The sequence below is a fragment of the Corynebacterium sp. HMSC055G02 genome (genome assembly GCF_001809065.1).
Lineage (GTDB): Bacteria > Actinomycetota > Actinomycetes > Mycobacteriales > Mycobacteriaceae > Corynebacterium > Corynebacterium jeikeium_D.
Window position 1 is genome coordinate 43,750 of record NZ_KV795644.1, and the last position, 18,946, is coordinate 62,695.

At 57.5% G+C, this 18,946-nt stretch carries 16 protein-coding genes; 8 read left to right on the plus strand and 8 right to left on the minus strand.

The annotated features are described in order from the left end of the window. Positions 1–12: 12 nt before the first annotated feature. The 6 genes from HMPREF2547_RS04255 to rpmH all read right to left on the minus strand — a co-directional run bounded on the left by HMPREF2547_RS04255 (position 13) and on the right by rpmH (position 4,268). A complete protein-coding gene (locus HMPREF2547_RS04255; RefSeq protein WP_048733133.1) occupies positions 13–969 on the minus strand; it encodes a ParA family protein in 957 nt (318 codons plus the stop codon). Positions 970–1,247: 278 nt separating this feature from the next. Next, positions 1,248–1,883, minus strand: coding sequence for a 16S rRNA (guanine(527)-N(7))-methyltransferase RsmG (gene rsmG, locus HMPREF2547_RS04260; RefSeq protein WP_224783766.1), 636 nt, complete (start codon positions 1,881–1,883; stop codon positions 1,248–1,250). Between the two features lie 320 nt (positions 1,884–2,203). Next, positions 2,204–3,352 (minus strand): membrane protein insertase YidC, encoded by a 1,149-nt coding sequence (yidC, locus tag HMPREF2547_RS04265; RefSeq protein ID WP_070604836.1) that lies wholly within the window; start codon positions 3,350–3,352, stop codon positions 2,204–2,206. A gap of 85 nt (positions 3,353–3,437) precedes the next feature. Next, complete coding sequence (yidD, locus tag HMPREF2547_RS10590; RefSeq protein ID WP_083296856.1) at positions 3,438–3,770, minus strand: membrane protein insertion efficiency factor YidD; 333 nt, start codon at positions 3,768–3,770, stop codon at positions 3,438–3,440. Next, on the minus strand, positions 3,730–4,110 hold the full coding sequence (gene rnpA, locus HMPREF2547_RS04270; protein WP_048731381.1) for a ribonuclease P protein component: 381 nt from the start codon (positions 4,108–4,110) through the stop codon (positions 3,730–3,732). Before rnpA ends, yidD begins: the two co-directional genes overlap by 41 nt. A 20-nt stretch (positions 4,111–4,130) precedes the next feature. Continuing rightward, positions 4,131–4,268: a 50S ribosomal protein L34 gene (rpmH, locus tag HMPREF2547_RS04275; RefSeq protein ID WP_005511646.1), complete on the minus strand. Its 138-nt coding sequence runs from the start codon at positions 4,266–4,268 to the stop codon at positions 4,131–4,133. A 694-nt stretch (positions 4,269–4,962) separates the two neighbouring features. Here rpmH and dnaA point away from each other — a divergent pair. From dnaA to HMPREF2547_RS04310, 7 genes are all read left to right on the plus strand, one after another. Then, positions 4,963–6,711: a chromosomal replication initiator protein DnaA gene (gene dnaA / locus HMPREF2547_RS04280; RefSeq protein WP_049170112.1), complete on the plus strand. Its 1,749-nt coding sequence runs from the start codon at positions 4,963–4,965 to the stop codon at positions 6,709–6,711. 502 nt (positions 6,712–7,213) lie between these two features. Further along, positions 7,214–8,404: a DNA polymerase III subunit beta gene (gene dnaN / locus HMPREF2547_RS04285; RefSeq protein WP_048731377.1), complete on the plus strand. Its 1,191-nt coding sequence runs from the start codon at positions 7,214–7,216 to the stop codon at positions 8,402–8,404. A gap of 9 nt (positions 8,405–8,413) precedes the next feature. After that, positions 8,414–9,613: a DNA replication/repair protein RecF gene (recF, locus tag HMPREF2547_RS04290; protein WP_049170115.1), complete on the plus strand. Its 1,200-nt coding sequence runs from the start codon at positions 8,414–8,416 to the stop codon at positions 9,611–9,613. Between the two features lie 5 nt (positions 9,614–9,618). Further along, complete coding sequence (locus HMPREF2547_RS04295; protein WP_049170117.1) at positions 9,619–10,281, plus strand: DciA family protein; 663 nt, start codon at positions 9,619–9,621, stop codon at positions 10,279–10,281. Positions 10,282–10,570: 289 nt separating this feature from the next. Beyond that, the gene (gene gyrB / locus HMPREF2547_RS04300; RefSeq protein ID WP_016421743.1) at positions 10,571–12,610 is read left to right on the plus strand and encodes a DNA topoisomerase (ATP-hydrolyzing) subunit B; all 2,040 of its coding nucleotides are present in this window, start codon (positions 10,571–10,573) and stop codon (positions 12,608–12,610) included. A 74-nt stretch (positions 12,611–12,684) separates the two neighbouring features. Then, positions 12,685–13,581 carry an alpha/beta fold hydrolase gene (locus HMPREF2547_RS04305; RefSeq protein WP_370449400.1) on the plus strand — a complete coding sequence of 299 codons (897 nt, stop codon included), beginning with the start codon at positions 12,685–12,687 and terminating at the stop codon, positions 13,579–13,581. A gap of 47 nt (positions 13,582–13,628) precedes the next feature. Beyond that, complete coding sequence (locus HMPREF2547_RS04310; RefSeq protein ID WP_070604838.1) at positions 13,629–15,581, plus strand: alkaline phosphatase family protein; 1,953 nt, start codon at positions 13,629–13,631, stop codon at positions 15,579–15,581. Positions 15,582–15,594: 13 nt separating this feature from the next. On the opposite strand, the gene HMPREF2547_RS04315 is transcribed toward HMPREF2547_RS04310, so the two are convergent. After that, positions 15,595–15,933, minus strand: a complete 339-nt coding sequence (locus HMPREF2547_RS04315; RefSeq protein ID WP_070595880.1) for a hypothetical protein — start codon at positions 15,931–15,933, stop codon at positions 15,595–15,597. Next, the gene (locus HMPREF2547_RS04320; RefSeq protein ID WP_049170125.1) at positions 15,930–16,157 is read right to left on the minus strand and encodes a hypothetical protein; all 228 of its coding nucleotides are present in this window, start codon (positions 16,155–16,157) and stop codon (positions 15,930–15,932) included. The genes HMPREF2547_RS04315 and HMPREF2547_RS04320 overlap by 4 nt, the downstream gene beginning before the upstream one ends. A gap of 268 nt (positions 16,158–16,425) precedes the next feature. Between HMPREF2547_RS04320 and gyrA the strand changes: the two genes are divergently transcribed. After that, the gene (gene gyrA, locus HMPREF2547_RS04325; protein ID WP_246819622.1) at positions 16,426–18,942 is read left to right on the plus strand and encodes a DNA gyrase subunit A; all 2,517 of its coding nucleotides are present in this window, start codon (positions 16,426–16,428) and stop codon (positions 18,940–18,942) included. The last annotated feature ends 4 nt before the right edge of the window (positions 18,943–18,946 follow it).

An 18,946-nucleotide genomic window follows, 5' to 3' on the forward strand; every position in this document is an offset into this window, starting at 1 on the left:
CTCCTAGTGGCTTTAATTTGTCTCAGTGGAATTGGACGGGGTAGGGGAGGAAGCTGGTTTTTGCCCAATCGCACTTCCACCCGAAACTGCTGAATAGTCGCCACGCGTTGCCAATTCCTTCGCGGCGTCAAGATAAGCAACTGCGCCCCGAGACCCTGGATCGTAGGAAATTACGGTCTGCGAATATCCCGGCGCCTCCGATACCTTCACAGATCGAGGGATGAGATTACGTAGCACAACCTCACCGAAGTAGTTACGAACCTCATTGGCAACTTCTTCCGAAAGCTTGGTGCGGCCATCGAACATAGTGAGCAGCACAGCAGAAATATGTAGCTCCGGATTGAGATGCTGACGAATCATCTGCACGTTATTCATCAGCTGAGTCACACCCTCCAAGGCGTAAAACTCACACTGAATCGGGATCAAAACCTCGTTGGCGGCAGTCATCGAATTCAGAGTCAACAGACCGAGCGAAGGAGGGCAGTCAATAATGAGAAAGTCAAAGCCGTTGTCAATCAGGTACTGATCTGACACTGCATCGAGAAGTCGGCGCTCACGGTTCAGGAGCGAGACCAGCTCAATCTCGGAGCCCGCCAAGTCCAATGTCGCTGGCACACAAAAGAGATTCTCAGATTCAGGGGAACGCTGGATGACATCGTCAATCTGTAGTTCGCCAATTAGAAGCTCATACGTCGACGGGGTCCCGGAAACATGCTCAATCCCCAGGGCCGTAGAAGCATTTCCCTGCGGGTCATTATCGATGACTAGCACCTTGAGACCATGCCGCGCGAGCGCCGACGCGATGTTGACTGCCGAAGTGGTCTTGCCCACGCCACCCTTCTGGTTGGCGATAGTAATACGGCGCGGGCGTTCGGGGCGTGGAAGCGATAAACGGTTCGGGGCCTTAACTTGCGCTGCCCGTTGAGCTGCCGCAGCGATGGGTGTGTCTTGCCAGGACTTCCGGCTCATTAACTATTCCCCTTACAAGCACAGCAATCACCAATCATGGCCACTGGAGTGCGAATAAAAACTTAGTAACTATCTGCAAAAGCGTAATCATCAAGCCCCAACAAGCGTTAGACGCCGACGATTGTGGAAATGTTTCACGTGAAACATCCACCTTGGCCGGTAGGACTTTGCCATACCGCGATACTTATCCCACTCTAGCCCGACGGCACTACGCGCCTCAATGTCGAAACCAAAACACAAGCGAACCGGCAGTGGAGTAGGGGAGGGGGACTTACAACCTACTTCTTCTGAATAATCACGGCGTACGTCGAAGTTCCCAACACGGAACCGCCAACCTCTACAACGCGGGGATTAGTTCCCTTCGCCTTGGCAATAAGCTTTGCGTCCCGATCAATCTCCTCTTGCGCAGTTCCACCCTTCAGTGCAACCATCGCGCCTCCGGATTTAACTAAAGGAAGCGACCAGCCCGCCAATTTCCCAAGAGGGGCAACAGCGCGAGAAGTGACGACATCTACTTGGCCAACCTCAGCGCGAACCACTTTCTCCTCAGCGCGGCCGCGAACCACGGTCACATTGTCCAGCTCGAGATCTTCCACAACCTCGTTCAAGAAAGTCGTACGGCGCAGCAATGGTTCCACAAGAACCACCTTCAAATCTGGTCGTGCAAGAGCAAGCGGAATCCCGGGCAAGCCTGCCCCCGAACCAATGTCCGCAACTAGAAGCCCTTTGCCTATCGCTTCTCCAACTACCGCAGAATTGATAATGTGCCGATCCCACAGCTTTGGAGTTTCACGTGGCCCAATCAAACCTCGGACTGTAGCCTCCTCAGCCAACCATGAATGGTAGCGGTATGCTCGATCGGCATTCCCTCCAAACACGGTATCTATCACCGAACGCAGATCCGGATCGACCAAACCTGCGGAGGCTTCTTGATTATCGACGTCTTTCGCGGAGTTACTCAACAGTTCCACTAACCTTTCCAATGGGGCAGCTGTGCCGTCACCCGTCGAGCTTTTCATTACCCCTAGTGTACGACAGTGCAACAGCCATGTTTCACGTGAAACATTGACCGGAGTTGGATGCCAAACTCCAGGCCCCACAGAAAATTACATGCCTGTAATAACAGTGACGTTGTTTGCTCGATAGAGCACCAAGGCAAGCAAAAACGCCCCGCATCAACTGCGGGGCGTTTCGATTAATTAACTTATGTAGACGAAGGGCGATTCCACTTCAGCTATTTCTTTTTCCGCTTCCGGTTCTTCCGATTTGCGGGTTTCTGTCCTGGCGCTGGCTTCGAGGCTGGGCCCTGCTGTCCCTTCCCCGAATTGCCATCCGGAAGATGGCTAGAAGCCTTGTTCGCTGCAGAGGCCTGACCGGACTGCGCCTGCTGCGCATTCTGCGCTGCCTGACGCTTGCCACCCTTCTTCGGATTGATTGGCTTCTGGCCAACCTTCGGAGCGAGCTTCTCCTGTGCCTCGCGCTTGGCAGCCTTCTTAGCTGCGACAGCTTCCTTCTCTTCCTCATCCAGCTTGCCGAAGATGTAGCGCTGCTGGAAGTAGGTCCAGACGTTGTTAGTCACCATGTAGACAAGAAGGCCGATGTGCCAGAAAGCACCGGTAACAAGAATCATGATTGGGAAGAACCAAAGCATCATCTTGTTCATCATGTCCATCTGCTGACCCATAACGCCTTCCTGGCGCTTCACCAGACCGGCTTCCTGGCGGGCACGCGTGCGGTCAACAGACATGCGAGCGTTGAAGTGCGTTGCAAGTGCCGCGATAACAATCAGCGGAATGGCAACGATCATGATGTCCATGCGGGTGAAGTCCGCAGGCGTACCAGGCACAGTAAAGGCTGCGTATTGATCCTCACCCATACCAACTGAACTGGACAGTGGAGCATTGAGCACACGAGCCAGCAGGAAGGACCGCACCTCATCTACGCCGAAGATGTAGTTAGGCGTATTCCAGTTCTGTTCCACCGACATGCCGAGCGCATTGCCCGACGTACCCGTTCGGTTGAACGAACGCAGCACGTGGAAAAGACCAATGAACACAGGCATCTGAACCAGAATCGGCAGACAGCCGCCGAGCGGGTTGACACCCATTTCCTTCTGTAGCTGGCGCATAGCAAGGGCCTGCGCCTGCTGATCGTTCTTGTACTTCTCCTTGATCGCCTGCATCTCAGGAGCGAGTTGCTGCATCTTGATGGCAGAACGCTGCTGGTTCAGCATCGGCTTAAACAGGAGGATACGGATGGTGACCACAAGCAAAACAATGGCCAGCACCCATGAGATACCCGAGGAGGGATCGAATAGGAAACCTGAGGCCTTATGCCAGAACCACAGGATGGCCGAAATCGGCCAATACACGAAATTGAGCACGGTCTAAGATCACTCCGTTCTTTAGGGGACAGCGCACTCGCGCCTTCGTCTACAAAGCCGGTCAAAGGCTAAGCATTACTAGAGGTTACCTGTGCATTCGCTTCAACCACGAACCCAGGCCGGGGAATGTGGCAGGAACTGGATCCCAGCCGCCCGGATGCCAGGGTGCGCAACGGAAGATACGCAGGAGAGTCAGCCACAGGCCACGAATAGCTCCAAAGCGGCGCACGGCCTCAAGACCATATGCGGAGCAGGTCGGTTCAAAACGACATGTGCTCGTTGGCTTCAGATTAGAGATACGACGGCGGTAGAAGAGAATCGCCCTCTCAGCCACACGTGCAGCGGGGGCCTGGGCGAGGGGGCCGTCGTCAAGCGAATTAGCGCCGACGTTCGTATGTGGCGAGTGCCGATTGCACATCGTGGGACAGCTCCTGGCTGGTGGCTGTGGCAGATGCAGGCAGCGCGCGAACGACAATGTCCATGGTGGACGGAAGATTCTGCGCGGCCGCGGCCATAACATGGCGGAGCTTGCGGGATACAGCGTGACGAGTCACGGCGTTACCCACAGCTTTAGATACGACAAGACCGACACGCGGACCACCAAACCTGGCAATCTGCGTATCGGTCTTATCTTCACCGCCAGAAGCGGCGGTGTCACGAATATGCAAGACCAAGGTCTTGCGTCCGATTCGGCGTCCACGTCGTACGGTGACCGTGAAGTCACGCGAAGAACGCAGCTTATTGCTCTGAGGGAGCACCGAAATCGGCGTCCTCTTACTTAAGCGGACAGGCGGGCACGGCCCTTGCTGCGGCGTGCTGCCACAACGGCGCGACCGGAACGGGTACGCATACGGGTACGGAAGCCGTGCACGCGTGCACGACGGCGGTTATTCGGCTGGAACGTCCGCTTCGACACGGTTGACACTCCTTGAAACTCAAACGACCACGAGTCCACGCTGAACACACCGCAGTAAACTCCTCGCTTCGAGTGCGAGGCAGCGATGCGTCTGACGCATTCCCGTGATGCACGGAAAAATTACTTACCGACAGATTGAAAGCTACATGCGTTCTGTCGGGTCCAAGCACAAGCTCGGACTCATATCTCAATGGATATGAAACACCCAGATAGGTTACGTCGAATCGAGCGAGAAATTCAAATCAACACGCCGGATTTACCTGGAGAATCATTTTCCAAGTTTTCCGACGGTACCGATGTTGACCTGTGGAAATACTAACCTATGCACTGCAATCCACAGGGCGTTTATCCCATCAGCTGTGGATAACTTCCACACCATGAATCACAGCGAGCAGGGGAAATAACGTGTTTACCTAGGTAAACGCAGACTAGGGGGCTATTTTTCATTGTGGGCAAACTGTGGATAAACTGTTAGTCAATTAGCGACAAGGTTTATCCACAGGTGTGGACAAACATGTGGAAGTCCTGCTCGGGGCGTATAGCACCTTGTGTAGAAACACCCCACAGGGCGAATTACAAGAAATAGCCCCCAAATGGGCAGATATGGCGCTCTCGCCATGCCAAAAACACTCCACAAAAACAGGTCGCCTCGATAAATTTGATGAACGTAAACATGTAAAAGGACATTCACACAGTGAGCGAACAACCAGAATTGCCAGGTGGACTCTGGGAGCAGGTCGTTTCTATCCTGACTTCACCAGAAGGTGCGCCGGAGTTGGGCATTGCACCACTACGCCCGCCACACAAGGCACTGCTGCGGTCAGTGACGCACACTGGTGACTTTCCAGGTTTTTTCCTGCTCAGCACTCAATCGCCAGTGGTGCAGGCACTGGTAAAAGAAGAGCTCAAGGGCATTATCGAGGCCGTCTTAGCCTCGCTGACCGGCGAGGAGTTGGAAACGGTCATCACCGTTGCCGATCCTGCTGACGACGCTGAAGATAGCCAGGCAGCAGAGACCACTCAACCATCTGCACAGCACTCGGGGCAGATGCCATCTGCAGCTTCGCGTCCGCAGCAGGCTCAGCGTCAACAGCCAAACCAGCAGCACCAACAGCAATCTGGCCGCAACTACCCGTTCCCCAGTGCAGATGCGAATGACTTCAATCGCCACGAGCAGCACCAGGGATCGACGCAGACGCCACAGGTGCCGCAGACACACCAGCAGAATGTCCATAATCAGCAGAGTGCCCAGTCACAGCACCGATCGATGGACGCAGTGGATTCAATGGCGCAGGGGCTTTCGCACTCATCTGCCGAGAATCCGATGACTATTGCTGATCAGCGCCAGGTCACAAGTCCTTTCCGCTCCGAGAGCCACGGCACTCCAACCGAGATGAGCATGCCTTTCGAGGAGCCCACCCTCAACCCGAACTACACCTTCGAAACCTTTGTTATTGGTCCGCAGAATAAGTTCGCCGCCGCAGCCGCCGTCGCTGTTGCAGAGTCTCCGGGGCGCACCTACAACCCGCTGTTTATCTCCGGCGGTTCGGGTCTTGGCAAGACGCACCTGCTCCACGGCATTGGTCACTACGCCAAGCATTTGTACCCTAACCTGCGGGTTCGTTACGTTTCTTCGGAAGAGTTCACCAACGACTTCATTAATTCCGTGCGTGACGACGCCCAGGAATCCTTCAAGCGTCGCTACCGCGATTTGGACATGCTCATCATCGATGACATCCAGTTCTTGGAGGGCAAGGAAGGTACACAGGAAGAGTTCTTCCATACGTTCAATGCCCTGCACCAGTCCAATCACCAAATTGTGCTGTCGTCGGACCGCCCACCACGCGAGCTTAAGACCCTGGAGGATCGCCTTCGTACCCGCTTCCAGTGGGGGCTCAATCCGGATCTGCAATACCCGGACTTGGAGACGCGAATCGCAATTCTGTCGAAGAAGGCACAGCTGTCTGATTTGGTCGTTCCGCATGATGTACTCCAGTACATCGCGGAGAACACCTCGTCTTCTATTCGTGAGCTCGAGGGGCGTCTACTGCAGATTAGCGCTCACGCATCCATGATTCATGAGCCTGTGACCTTGAAGTTTGCGCAGGAGATCCTCGGTGCCGACGAAATCGAGGTGCAGATTACCCCGGAGATCATCATCTCCACCACCGCTGAGTACTTCGACCTAACGGTTGCGGATTTGGTGGGCCCGGGTAAGACTCGCCCGGTCGCTCATGCTCGCCAGATCGCGATGTACTTGACAAGGTCCTTCACTGAGCTTTCGTTGCCGTCGATTGGCCGGGAGTTCGGAAATCGTGACCATTCGACGGTTTTGCACGCTGAACGCAAGATTGTTAAGGAAATTCAGGAGAAGAAGCCCTCAAAGGACCAGGTCAACGACCTGACTACACGCATTCGAGACCGAGCTCGCGGCACGGCTTAAAAACCTTGGGCTCGGCGTGCGGAATTCTTGTTATTAACTGCGGTTTTTCCGTGCACAGAGCTGTGGACAACTCGTAAATTTTGTGGATGAAAGATGAAGCCCGAACACTATCCACAGACACCCCAAGTTATCCACAGTTAGACGCACTGGTTATCCACAGCGCGAAATCAGTGAAGACCAGCGGGAATCATGTAATTTCACAATGTGCACACCCCCTATTACTACTCCCGACTTTAAAAATCTCTAGAAACTTCTAGATAAAAGGGGGCCAGCGCACAACCTCTGGCAAGCAACCTCTCGCGCACAACTTCATAAATGCCAAGAACGAGCAAGAACTAGGATTAAGCACTAGACGGACTACAAGAATGCCAGTGAGGTCTTTGGCAGTCTGCAGTAGAGTTGTACGATGGAATCTTTGTAACTCCAGTCATGTGCGCTGACATAGCGTGCTGACAACACAAAAGACGGCTAATAACAGACATCCAATACCGGTGGAGGAACGATGGAGCAGACCGAAGTCCGTATTCGCGCGGCTAAGGACGATCTCGCGGGTGCGGTGAGCTGGGTTGCTCGTAACCTGCCTGCACGCCCGACTCAGCCGATTCTGCGTGGCATGATTTTTCTCGCGGATGACAATGGTCTGCAGCTCGCTGGCTATGACTACGAGGTCTCGACTCAGATTCGTATTAGCGCAGAGGTCGATGAGCCCGGTCGCTTCGCCGTCAATGGCAAGTTGGTTTCTGACATTGTCTCTAAGCTGCCGAATAAGCAGGTAGAGATGCACTTTGATGGCACGAAGGTCATCGTTCGCTGTGGTTCTTCCCGCTTCGAGCTACCAAGCCTGACCTTGGAGGATTACCCTCAGCTACCAGAAGCTCCGGCTGCTACCGGCACTGTCGATGCCGCTCTGTTGGCTGAGGCTATTGGTCAGGTCGCTATCGCTGCCGGCAAGGATGAGTCGCTGCCGATGCTGACCGGCATCCGGATGGAAACCGAAGGTAACGAGGTCACTCTCGCTGCCACCGACCGTTTCCGCCTGGCGGTTCGCAGTTTCGAGTGGGAGCAGATCCCGGAGGGGGAGACCAAGCTGCTCATCCCGGCAAAGACCTTCGCGGAGACTGCCCGCACTCTCGATACCACTTCCAGCGAGCCAGTGACCTTGGCATTCGGCGACGGATCTGATGATCGTGAGGTCGGCTCCGAAGGTCTGCTGGCTATCCTCGCCGATCCTCGTCGCACTACCACGCGACTGCTGGACGCCGAGTTCCCGAAGTTCCGTCCGCTGCTGCCGAAGCAGCATTCCTCCATGGCTGTTGCTCGTGTTGACCAGCTGCAGGATGCCATCCGTCGTGTGTCTCTGATGGCGGATCACGGTGCGCAGATTCGCATGGACTTCTCCGACGGCCAGGTTGTCCTTTCCGCTCATGGCGACGAGGTCGGTCACGCAGAAGAGACTGTGGCCTGCAACTTCTATGGGGAACCACTTCTGATCGCCTTCAACCCGCAGTACCTGCTCGAGGGGCTCAGCGCTGTTCGCTCCCACCGCGTTCTGCTGGGCTTTACGCAGCCGTCGCGTCCCGCGATTCTCATTCCAGAGCCGGAAGCTATCCCGGAGCTCGGTGAGGACGGCTTCTACCCAACGCCGGAGACCGACTTCACTTACCTGCTGATGCCTGTGCGCCTGCCGGGCTAGTTTGCGGCTATGCACATTCGGTATTTGTCCTTGCGGGACTTCCGCTCCTGGCCGGAGTTGGAAGTCGAGTTCACGCCTGGAATTACCGTATTTACCGGGCAAAATGGCTACGGCAAGACCAATATTGTTGAGGCCGTTGGATATCTCTCCACGCTCGGCTCGCATCGAGTGTCTACGGATGCTCCGCTGGTTCGTTCGGGGACCCCGTCGGCACGCATTTCGGCGACGGCAGTCAATGATGGCCGCGAGCTGACGGCGCATCTGCTCATCAATCCGCATCGCGCGAATCAAGCGCAGATTAATCGCACGCGGCTGAAGTCTCCGCGGGAGCTGCTGGGGATCGTCAAGTCGGTCTTTTTCTCGCCCGAGGATCTCACGCTGGTCAAGGGCGAGCCCGCTTCCCGTCGCCGATACATCGATGATTTGCTCGCTTTACGACGGCCACTGTCCGCCGGTATCCGCATTCAATATGACAAGATTTTGCGTCAGAAGAATGCGCTGCTGAAGTCGGCGGGCTCGACGCTGCGCCGTGGCTATTCTTCCTCGGAGGGGCAGGCCGCACTGAGCACGCTGGATACCTGGGATGCGCAATTGGCGCAGGTGGGAGCGGCGTTAATGGCTGCGCGCATGGATTTGATCGCCGAGCTTTCCGAGCATGTCAGCGAGGCCTATGCCACGCTTGCCCCGCACTCGCGCCCAGCCACGATTGCCTATGCGCCGAAGGTCGACAGCCTGGATGGCGGGCCATTGCCCAGCGAACCGGAGCTGCTCGAGGCACTGCTGCTGACGAAGATGGCGGAGCGCCGCACCGCGGAGATTGAGCGCGGTTCCTGTCTCGTTGGTCCGCATCGCGATGATCTCGACCTCATTCTCGGCAATGACCCCGCCAAGGGCTTTGCTAGCCACGGCGAAACCTGGTCTTTTGCACTCGCGCTGCGTCTCGGCGCGTACTTTTTGCTCCGGGCCGATGGACCCGACCCGATTTTGGTGCTTGACGACGTGTTTGCGGAGCTCGACCGGCATCGTCGGGAAGCTCTCATGGAAATCGCGCAGCAGGCTGAGCAGGTGTTGATCACCTCGGCGGTGGGGGAGGAGTTGCCTCAGGCACTGGTCGAGGATTCTTCTGTCACTCATCACACGGTGACGGTGGCGCAGACTGAGCAGGGGAGAATCTCACTGCTGGATGAAAACCCAGTCGCGGAAGAGTGACGGGTATGGTCGAGAACATGGAGCCGGATAACTCACCGGAAGAAGAAAAGGACCTGATCAGCGACGCTTTCTTCCGCATGCGCGATGCCGCTAAGGAGGGCGGTCACAAGTTACCGAATCTCCAGCGGCCACCGAAGAAGAAGGGCTCGTGGTCTGGCCTCGATAGCCGTGTGCCTGTGAAGGCCGCGGAGGGGATTGTTGCGGACGTCGATAAGCAGCGGGCAGCGCAAGCAGTGGTACGAGATCGTGCCGGTACGGTGATTTCGCCGAGCTTATTGAAGGAGGCGGGGATTCGGCTGTACCGGAAATATGACCGTCGACCTGCGCCGATTGGTGCGGTGCTGAATAAGGCAGTAGTTGATCGCGGCTGGCAGATCCATATTGCCCACGGTGTGATCATGACGGAGTGGGATTCGATGGTCGGCAAGGTTGTCGCGGAACACTCCCAGGTCAAGGAGTTCAAGGACGGCACTTTGGTGGTCGAGTGCCAATCGACAGCATGGGCAACACAGCTGCGGCTAGCACAGCGACAGGTTTTGAAGTCGATTGCGGAACGCGTCGGGGATGGAGTGGTTGAGGAAATTAAGGTGCTTGGGCCAAAAGCGCCGAATTGGCGCAAGGGCAAATTGCACATCGAGGGCCGAGGACCGCGTGATACTTACGGGTAAAGGTCGGTAAACGGTCTACGAATACCCGTCGGTATGCGTAAAACTGCGAAATTTGGTCCTTTGAGCGCATCGGCTATATCCACAGTAGGGGACTACGTTGGGGTAAGATGGGCAGGAGAAAACCGGCAGGCGGTTCTTGAGACGTTATCGACTTCCAAACTAGCCAGACCTATCTAGTAGTCCTATGTAGTTCTGGCTGGCGCTGATAGCGCTTGACCGCCGGCCTATTTTTCGCGCGCTGACGAATGTTGCGCGGGGAGAGAACCAAGAATAGGAGACGCGCCGAACCGTGGCTGCTACCGAACATCAATATGACGCCTCATCGATTACCATCCTCGAGGGCCTCGAGGCCGTGCGTAAGCGGCCGGGTATGTACATTGGCTCAACTGGTGAGCGTGGCTTGCACCACCTGGTGTGGGAGGTTGTAGACAACTCCGTCGACGAGGCGATGGCGGGTTACGCCACCGATGTTGAGGTCACTCTGCTGGAAGACGGCGGCGTTCAGGTCCGCGATAACGGCCGTGGTATTCCTGTCGAAATGCACCCGTCGGGTATGCCGACGGTGCAGGTGGTTATGACTCAGCTGCACGCCGGCGGCAAGTTTGACTCCGAGTCCTACGCTGTTTCCGGTGGTCTGCACGGTGTGGGTATTTCGGTGGTTAACGCGCTGTCGACGCGTATGGAAACCGAGGTCATCCGCGATGGCTACACCTGGTACCAGAACTTCGACCAGGCTGTTCCGGAAGAAATTATCCGAGGTAAGAAGACGCGCGGCTCGGGTACCACGCAGCGTTTCTGGCCGGACCCGGAGATTTTTGAGACCACCGATTTCAAGTTCGACACCATTTCTCGCCGCCTGCGCGAGATGGCGTTTTTGAACAAGGGCCTGACCATCACGTTGGTGGACAAGCGTGTCTCCGAGGAGGAGCTCGAGGCCGAGGCTCTGGCGGAGCAGGCGGAGACCGAATCCGCTGAGATCGCCAAGGATGCGGTTGAGGAGCAGAAGGAGAAGGCAGAGAAGACCACCAAGCCGAAGGAGCGCCGCAAGGTCTTCCACTACCCGAATGGTCTGCGGGACTATGTCGAGACTCTGAACAAGTCGAAGAACATCATCCACCCGACCATCATTTCCTTCGATGCTGCAGGTGACGGCCATGAGGTCGAGATCGCCATGCAGTGGAACTCGGGTTACTCCGAGTCGGTGCACACCTTCGCCAATACCATTAACACCATTGAGGGTGGCACGCACGAAGAGGGCTTCCGTTCTGCGTTGACATCGCTGATGAACCGCTATGCGCGTGAGCACCGCCTGTTGAAGGAGAAGGAAAACAACCTCTCCGGCGAGGACTGCCGTGAAGGTCTCGCTGCCGTGATTTCGGTGAAGGTCGCCGATCCGCAGTTCGAGGGCCAGACGAAGACGAAGCTGGGTAACACCGAGGTGCGTTCCTTCGTCCAGCGCATGACTAATGAGCACATCGGTCACTGGCTAGAGGCCAATCCGGCCGAGGCCAAGGCCATTGTTAACAAGGCCATTGCTTCGGCACATGCCCGTCAGGCGGCTCGTAAGGCTCGTGACCTGGTGCGTCGTAAGTCCGCGACCGATCTTGGCGGTCTTCCGGGTAAGTTGGCGGACTGCCGTTCGAAGGATCCGAAGCAGTCCGAGCTGTTCATCGTGGAGGGTGACTCCGCAGGTGGTTCTGCAAAGGCAGGCCGAAACTCGCTGTTCCAGGCCATTTTGCCGCTACGCGGTAAGATCTTGAACGTCGAGAAGGCGCGCCTGGATAAGACGCTGAAGAATAACGAGGTCCAGGCCATTATTACGGCGCTGGGCACCGGTATTCACGACGAGTTCGACATCGAGAAGCTGCGCTACCACAAGATCGTGCTGATGGCCGACGCCGATGTCGATGGTCAGCACATTGCCACGCTGCTACTGACGCTGCTGTTCCGCCTGATGCGTCCGCTGATTGATGAAGGGCACGTCTACCTCGCCCAGCCGCCGCTGTACAAGCTCAAGTGGGCCAAGGGTGAGCCGGGCTACGCCTACTCAGATGCTGAGCGCGATCAGCTGCTGGAAGAGGGGCTGGCTGCCAACCGCAAGATCAACAAGGACGATGGTGTTCAGCGTTACAAGGGTCTCGGTGAGATGAACGCCGCTGAGCTGTGGGATACCACCATGGATCCGGATCACCGCGTGCTGCGTAAGGTCGCCCTCGAGGACGCGCAGAAGGCGGACGAACTGTTCACCATTCTGATGGGCGATGACGTCGCTTCACGACGTTCGTTCATCACCCGTAATGCGAAGGACGTTCGCTTCCTCGACGTCTAAGCCGATACCAAGTCTGGTTATCGGCTTGTCGGTTCCCCTGACAAAACCTCCGTTCAGCCATTAATGTTTATGAAATGGAAGATACTCGGGGAAGCATGGTCAACGGGGAACCGCCAGTCGAGCCACGTATTGTGCAGGAGACATTGCCAGATGGCTCCGTGACCCCGATGGCGCTTCGGTTTCCCGAAGGTTCGCCTCGGGGCATTGTCGTTATTTGGCCGGGCTTTGGCATGGGTGCTCGCTACTACCGGCCGATTGCCCAAGAGTTACAGCGTCGAGGTTTTTGCGTCCTGACCTCGGAGTTGCGCGGCCAGGGTAACCAAACTGCGGTGGCCACCCGCCGTCACAATTGGGGCTACCAGGATCTCGCGTCGGTGGATTATCCCTTGGCGGTGGCTTGTGCTCGGAAGGAATTCGACCATCTGGCAGCAGGGGAGAAGCTTCCCGTTTATTTGCTGTGTCATTCCATGGGCGGCCAGATTGCTTCTCTGTATTTGGCCCGACCGGAAGCGGATGTGGCCGGCGTGGTGATGGTCGGATCCGGCACCCCGCACTATAGGTGTTTTACTGGCAACGAGTACAAGCGGCTTCGTTACGGTGCACCATTTATGCAGGTGGTATCCCAGATTTTGGGTTATTGGCCGGCAGGCAGGTTCGATGTGGCTGGTTACGGTCGGCAGGCTCGCAATCATGTGGTGGAGTGGGCGCGCTTCTCGCGCACGGGCTTTCTGCGACCACGGGGTGCAGACATCGACTATGCCGCTGAGATGCCGAAAGTAACTACCCCAGCGTTATTGCTGAACTGTGGCGGTGACCGTGATTGCCCAGCGGAATCTGCGCAAGCGCTAGCTCGGATGTTGCCTAAGTCTGCGAAGTACGAGTTCATTGAGCAGCGCCTTGGCCATAATCGGTGGGCGCGTGAGCCACAGGCTGTGGTTGACCGTTTCGAGCGATTTATCGAGGAGAATTAAGCGGCAGTTCGCCGGCTGGTAATCTGCGCTTCTTAACGTAGATGCCTATGGCAACTTCACCTAAAAATATATCTGAATTTTCCCGTCGGCACTTCCTGCAGACCGCCGCTGGAGTCGGTGCTGTCACCGCTGCGAGCACGCTGCTGCCGCCATCGTTGCTCCATGCACTCGCGCAGCCCCGACCGGCTGGCTCCCTCGACCAGGTTGAGCACGTTGTCGTGTTGATGCAGGAAAACCGCTCTTTTGATCACTACTTCGGCACGCTCCGAGGTGTGCGGGGGTACAACGACAATTCCGCTTTGCCGGGCGTTTTCAACCAGAGTGGGGTCAGTCCATACCTGATTCGCAACGCCGCTAATCGCGGTGATCTCTCGGTGGAGTACATTGCAAGTTTGCCGCACGGTTGGGAAGACGGGCAGGTTGCACTAAATGGCGGCCGCTGTAACGGCTGGATCGAGGCCAAGGGTAAGGGCACGATGGCCTGTTATGACCGCCAGGACATCGCGTTCCAATTCGCTCTCGCAGAGACGTTCACTATCTGCGATGGTTACTTTTCCTCGATGCCTACGTCGACAAGCCCGAACCGCAACTACCTGTTTTCAGGTGATACCCGAAGGGAACCGTGGGGGACTGGAGCGGTTGGCAATGCGGCGTACGAGCCGACGCACCCGGGGTACAGGTGGCGCACGTATGCCGAGGATCTCTCGGCGGCTGGGGTGCCATGGCGCGTTTACCAGGAGTGGGATAACTACACGGACAACAACCTGGATTTCTTCGCCGCGTTTCGAAATATTGGCCGCAAGGTCATTCGTGAGGCCGGGCTGCCTGGGCTCGACATGACGGGTTTCCACGAGAAGCTGCTGGAACTGGGCGATGGGATGCCGCCAACTGCAGAGCAGCAGGAGATGGTCGACCGCCTGAATGCCGCTGTGGAGAAGCTGCCTGAGGCGGAACGGGATCTCTATGATCGCGCGCTGGACCGCCGCCAGCCGGGCACGCTAACCGACGCTTTCCGACGGGATGTTGAATCCGGGCAGCTGCCAAAGGTGTCCTGGATTGTGCCTTCGTCTGCGGAAAGCGAGCACCCGGGAGCGTCCTCGCCGATTCAGTCGGCGAATATCACTTACCGCCTGTTGGATGCGTTGGCCTCCAACCCGGAGGTGTGGGCCAAGACCGTCTTCCTGATTAACTTTGACGAGTTTGATGGTTACTTCGACCATGTGGTGCCGCCGTTGCCGCCGAAGAATGAGCCGGGGGAGTGGTACCTGGGCAAGCCGAAGGGGCTCGGTTTCCGCGTCCCGATGACTGTCATTTCACCGTGGTCGGTGGGTGGTTTGGTGTCCTCAGAGGTCTTCGATCACACTTCGGTGATCCGTTTCCTGGAGCAAGTCACCGGCGTGAGCTGCGGAAATATCACTGATTGGCGTCGTCGGGTATGTGGTGATTTGGTATCCACACTGGACTTCTCGGCGTCTACGGGAATGCAGCTTCCAGAGCAGCCGGGACCAGCGCCGGAGTTTGTGAAGCGCTGGGAGGCGGAGCCGGCCGGTGACTATCCTGTGCAGGAGTCCGAGCAGGCGACCGCGCTGCCGACACCGTACCGGCTGCACGCCTACCTCAAAGACGGCAATCTTGTACTGGTCAATGACGGTTCCCGTGAGGCTGTTTTTGCTGTTTACAGTGGCAATAGGGTGGAGCATCACACGGTGCTCGGTACGTTAGAGCTGCGAATTGGACTCCTGGAGCGCGAACTTACCGTGTGCGGCCCGGACCGCTTCCTGCGTGTATTCAGCAAGACGGCGAAGGCGTTGCCGGAAGTCACTTTGGAGCACGCGGCGGGACGTGTTCTGGTTGGCGGGCAAGACCGGACGGCTGATTATGTCCGTGATGGCTGGTACGAGGTCGAGCTGACTGAAGGTGAGGCCACGGCGTATTACACGGGCCGGCTGGAGTCCGGCAATCGCATTCCGACGAGCCCGTTTACCCGAAAGGGTGACTAGGCCCTGTCCCCGGCTAAGTGCCACCTTTGACTAGCTCCCACGTCTCTGCGAATGACAGCTCTTCGCCGTTGGTGGTGAGGAGTATGTGTGCAAGTAGTGCGCCCAGTGCGGTGTTGCCAAAACTTAGTGGTTTCACGTGAAACGTTGCGTAAGCGACCGCCTGCGCTGCCGCAGAAATCGCGGGAAAGCTACGGTGACCAGCAATGACTCCTGAGCTGGCGGCGACAATAGCGCTGATTGTCCACGGCCTCGCAAGTGTAGCGTCGGCCAATTCCGGCACTGTGGCCACCAGTTCATCGGTAGCCGCCAGGATAGCGGCCTCGCTGAGAGGCTGAATCTGGGGCGCGCTCATTCTTGTACTCCGCGGGGCCTTGGGGAGCTCAACTTTCGCAGCAGCGCCATGTCGGTATCAATTACGCTTGCCGTAATTTCCCGGGCCTGACCTTGTTGAAGGGCTCTCGTGGCGGCGGATTCGATGGCGCGAATGACGGCCTCGTGTTTAGACACGCCCTCCATGTGCGCCAGCAGAGCCAAGGCGGTGTCCTGTTCTTTCGTGAGCCTCAAGGTCATCGCCATCGCATTTGCTCCCTGCTATCTAACTGCGCTTCTTAACTGCGCTAGTTTGTTTCTCGCTATCAGGCCTAAAACCCAGATTTGATACCACAATGGTATCGAAAAGTTGCACACGGCGTCGTAAAGCGGGCTCTAAAGCCCTGTAGAATGGATGCGAACCTCTTTTAAGTAAAGGAAGCAGTCATTGAGCGACGATAACAACAACGACGGCTCATCTTTCGGAAGTGGAGTATTGGGCCACCAGGTTCGCCCGATCGACATCAATGAAGAGATGCAGTCGAGCTATATCGACTACGCCATGAGCGTGATTGTTGGCCGTGCGCTGCCGGAGATCCGTGATGGTCTCAAGCCGGTGCACCGCCGCATTCTCTACGCCATGTTCGACAACGGCTACCGCCCGGAGCGCGGCTATGTGAAGTCCGCAAAGCCGGTTTCGGACACGATGGGTAACTACCACCCGCACGGCGACATCGCTATTTACGGCACCATGGTGCGCATGGCGCAGCCGTGGTCCATGCGCTATCCGCTTGTCGACGGTCAGGGTAACTTCGGCTCCCGCGGTGACGACGGCCCCGCAGCTATGCGTTACACCGAGGCCCGTCTGACGCCGTTGGCCATGGAAATGGTGCGCGACATTCGCGAAAACACCGTCGATTTCCAGCCGAACTACGACGGTCGTACGACAGAGCCGGTTATTCTGCCGTCGCGTGTCCCGCAGCTGTTGATGAACGGCTCTGGCGGTATTGCCGTCGGTATGGCCACCAATATCCCACCGCACAACCTGCGTGAGGTCGCGGATGCCATCAACTGGTGCCTGGACAACCCGGAAGCGGATGAAAAGACCACGCTGGATGCGGTCATGGAGCGCATCAAGGGCCCGGATTTCCCAACTGCCGCCCAAATTGTCGGCGACAAGGGCATCAAGGAGGCCTACACCACCGGCCGTGGTTCGATTCGCATGCGCGGTGTGACCTCGATTGAGCAGGAGGGCACCCGTCAGTCGATTGTCATCACTGAGCTGCCGTACCAGGTCAACCCGGACCGCATGATTGCCAACATCGCGGATCAGGTCAAGGATGGTCGTCTGCAGGGCATTGCCTCGATTGATGATGAATCCGACCTGAAGTGGGGCATGCGTATCGTCGTCAAGCTCAAGCGCGACGCCGTACCGCGTGTGGTGCTGAACAACCTGTACAAGCACTCCCAGCTGCAGACCAGATTCGGTGCGAACATGCTCGCCATCGTCGACGGTGTGCCGCGTACGCTGCGCATTGACCAGATGGTGACGCTGTATGTCGCCCACCAGATTGAGGTCATCGTTCGACGGACCCAGTTCCGCCTGGACGAGAAGGAAAAGCGCGCCCATATCCTGCGTGGCCTGGTCAAGGCCCTGGATATGTTGGACGAGGTCATCGCCCTGATTCGCCGGTCTGCCACGGTTGATACCGCGCGCACGGGCCTGATGGGTCTGCTCGAAATCGACGAGATTCAGGCTGACGCCATTTTGGCGATGCAGCTGCGTCGTCTGGCTGCTCTGGAGCGCCAGAAGATCATTGACGAGTTGGCTGAGATCGAGCTCGAGATCGCCGACCTGAAGGACATCCTGGCCAAGCCGGAGCGTCAGCGCGCCATCGTTAAGGAAGAGCTGGGCGAGGTAGTGGAGAAGTACGGCGATGACCGTCGTACCCAGATTGTGGCCGCTGAGGGCGACGTCACCGAAGAGGACCTCATCGCCCGCGAAAACGTGGTTGTGACCATTACTTCCACGGGCTACGCCAAGCGCACCAAGGTCGATGCCTACAAGGCCCAGCGCCGTGGTGGCAAGGGCGTGCGCGGTGCGGACCTGAAGCAGGACGACATTGTCCGCCACTTCTTCGTCTGCTCCACGCACGACTGGATTCTGTTCTTCACCAACAAGGGTCGCGTCTACCGTCTCAAGGCTTACGAACTGCCGGAGGCCACTCGTGCCGCCCGCGGCCAGCATGTCGCCAATCTGCTGGAGTTCCAGCCGGAGGAGCGCATCGCCGAGGTGCTGCAGATTCAGAGCTACCAGGACAGCCCGTACCTGGTGCTGGCCACCAGCGAGGGCAAGGTCAAGAAGTCTCGCCTGGAGGACTACGAGTCCGCTCGTTCCGCTGGCCTGATTGCCATCAACCTGCGCGAAGGCGACTCCCTCATCGGTGCCCGTCTGTGCTCTGCTGACGATGACCTGCTGCTCGTCTCCGAGCGCGGCCAGGCTATCCGCTTCACCGCCTCCGACGACGCGCTGCGCCCGATGGGCCGCGCCACTGCCGGTGTCCAGGGCATGCGCTTCAAGGGCGACGACAAGCTGCTCAGCATGGTCGTGGTCGAGGAAGAGCACAACCTGCTGGTCGCAACGACCGGCGGCTTCGGCAAGAAGACCAAGCTCAGCGAGTACACCCCGCAGAACCGCGGCGGTATGGGCGTGCTGACGCTCAAGTACGACCCGAAGCGTGGTCCGCTGATGGGCGCCCTGGTGGTCGACAACGACGACGAAATCTTCGCTGTCACCTCCGCCGGCGACATCATCCGCACCAACGTCAACGAGATTCGCGCCACCTCGCGTGCCACCAAGGGCGTGCGCCTGGTCAACCTCGCTGACGGTGTGGAACTGCTGGCTATCGACCGCAACGTCGAAGATGAGGGCGAGGAGACCGCTTCTAAGGTCTCTGAGGCCGGAACGCTGGACGTAGTCCCGAAGCGCACCGGCGCCACCAAGAGCACCGGTGCTGCCGAGTCCGGTGACTCGGAGGCGGAGAAGGAGTAAGCGC

Excerpts from the sequence above, each read along its gene's own strand:
- HMPREF2547_RS04255 (WP_048733133.1), bottom strand. The coding sequence starts at position 969 with ATGAGCCGGAAGTCCTGGCAAGACACACCCATCGCTGCGGCAGCTCAA.
- yidD (WP_083296856.1), bottom strand. The coding sequence starts at position 3,770 with ATGTGCAATCGGCACTCGCCACATACGAACGTCGGCGCTAATTCGCTT.
- dnaN (WP_048731377.1), top strand. The coding sequence starts at position 7,214 with ATGGAGCAGACCGAAGTCCGTATTCGCGCGGCTAAGGACGATCTCGCG.
- recF (WP_049170115.1), top strand. The coding sequence starts at position 8,414 with ATGCACATTCGGTATTTGTCCTTGCGGGACTTCCGCTCCTGGCCGGAG.
- HMPREF2547_RS04295 (WP_049170117.1), top strand. The coding sequence starts at position 9,619 with ATGGTCGAGAACATGGAGCCGGATAACTCACCGGAAGAAGAAAAGGAC.
- HMPREF2547_RS04305 (WP_370449400.1), top strand. The coding sequence starts at position 12,685 with ATGGAAGATACTCGGGGAAGCATGGTCAACGGGGAACCGCCAGTCGAG.
- HMPREF2547_RS04310 (WP_070604838.1), top strand. The coding sequence starts at position 13,629 with ATGGCAACTTCACCTAAAAATATATCTGAATTTTCCCGTCGGCACTTC.
- HMPREF2547_RS04315 (WP_070595880.1), bottom strand. The coding sequence starts at position 15,933 with ATGAGCGCGCCCCAGATTCAGCCTCTCAGCGAGGCCGCTATCCTGGCG.
- HMPREF2547_RS04320 (WP_049170125.1), bottom strand. The coding sequence starts at position 16,157 with ATGGCGATGACCTTGAGGCTCACGAAAGAACAGGACACCGCCTTGGCT.
- gyrA (WP_246819622.1), top strand. The coding sequence starts at position 16,426 with ATGCAGTCGAGCTATATCGACTACGCCATGAGCGTGATTGTTGGCCGT.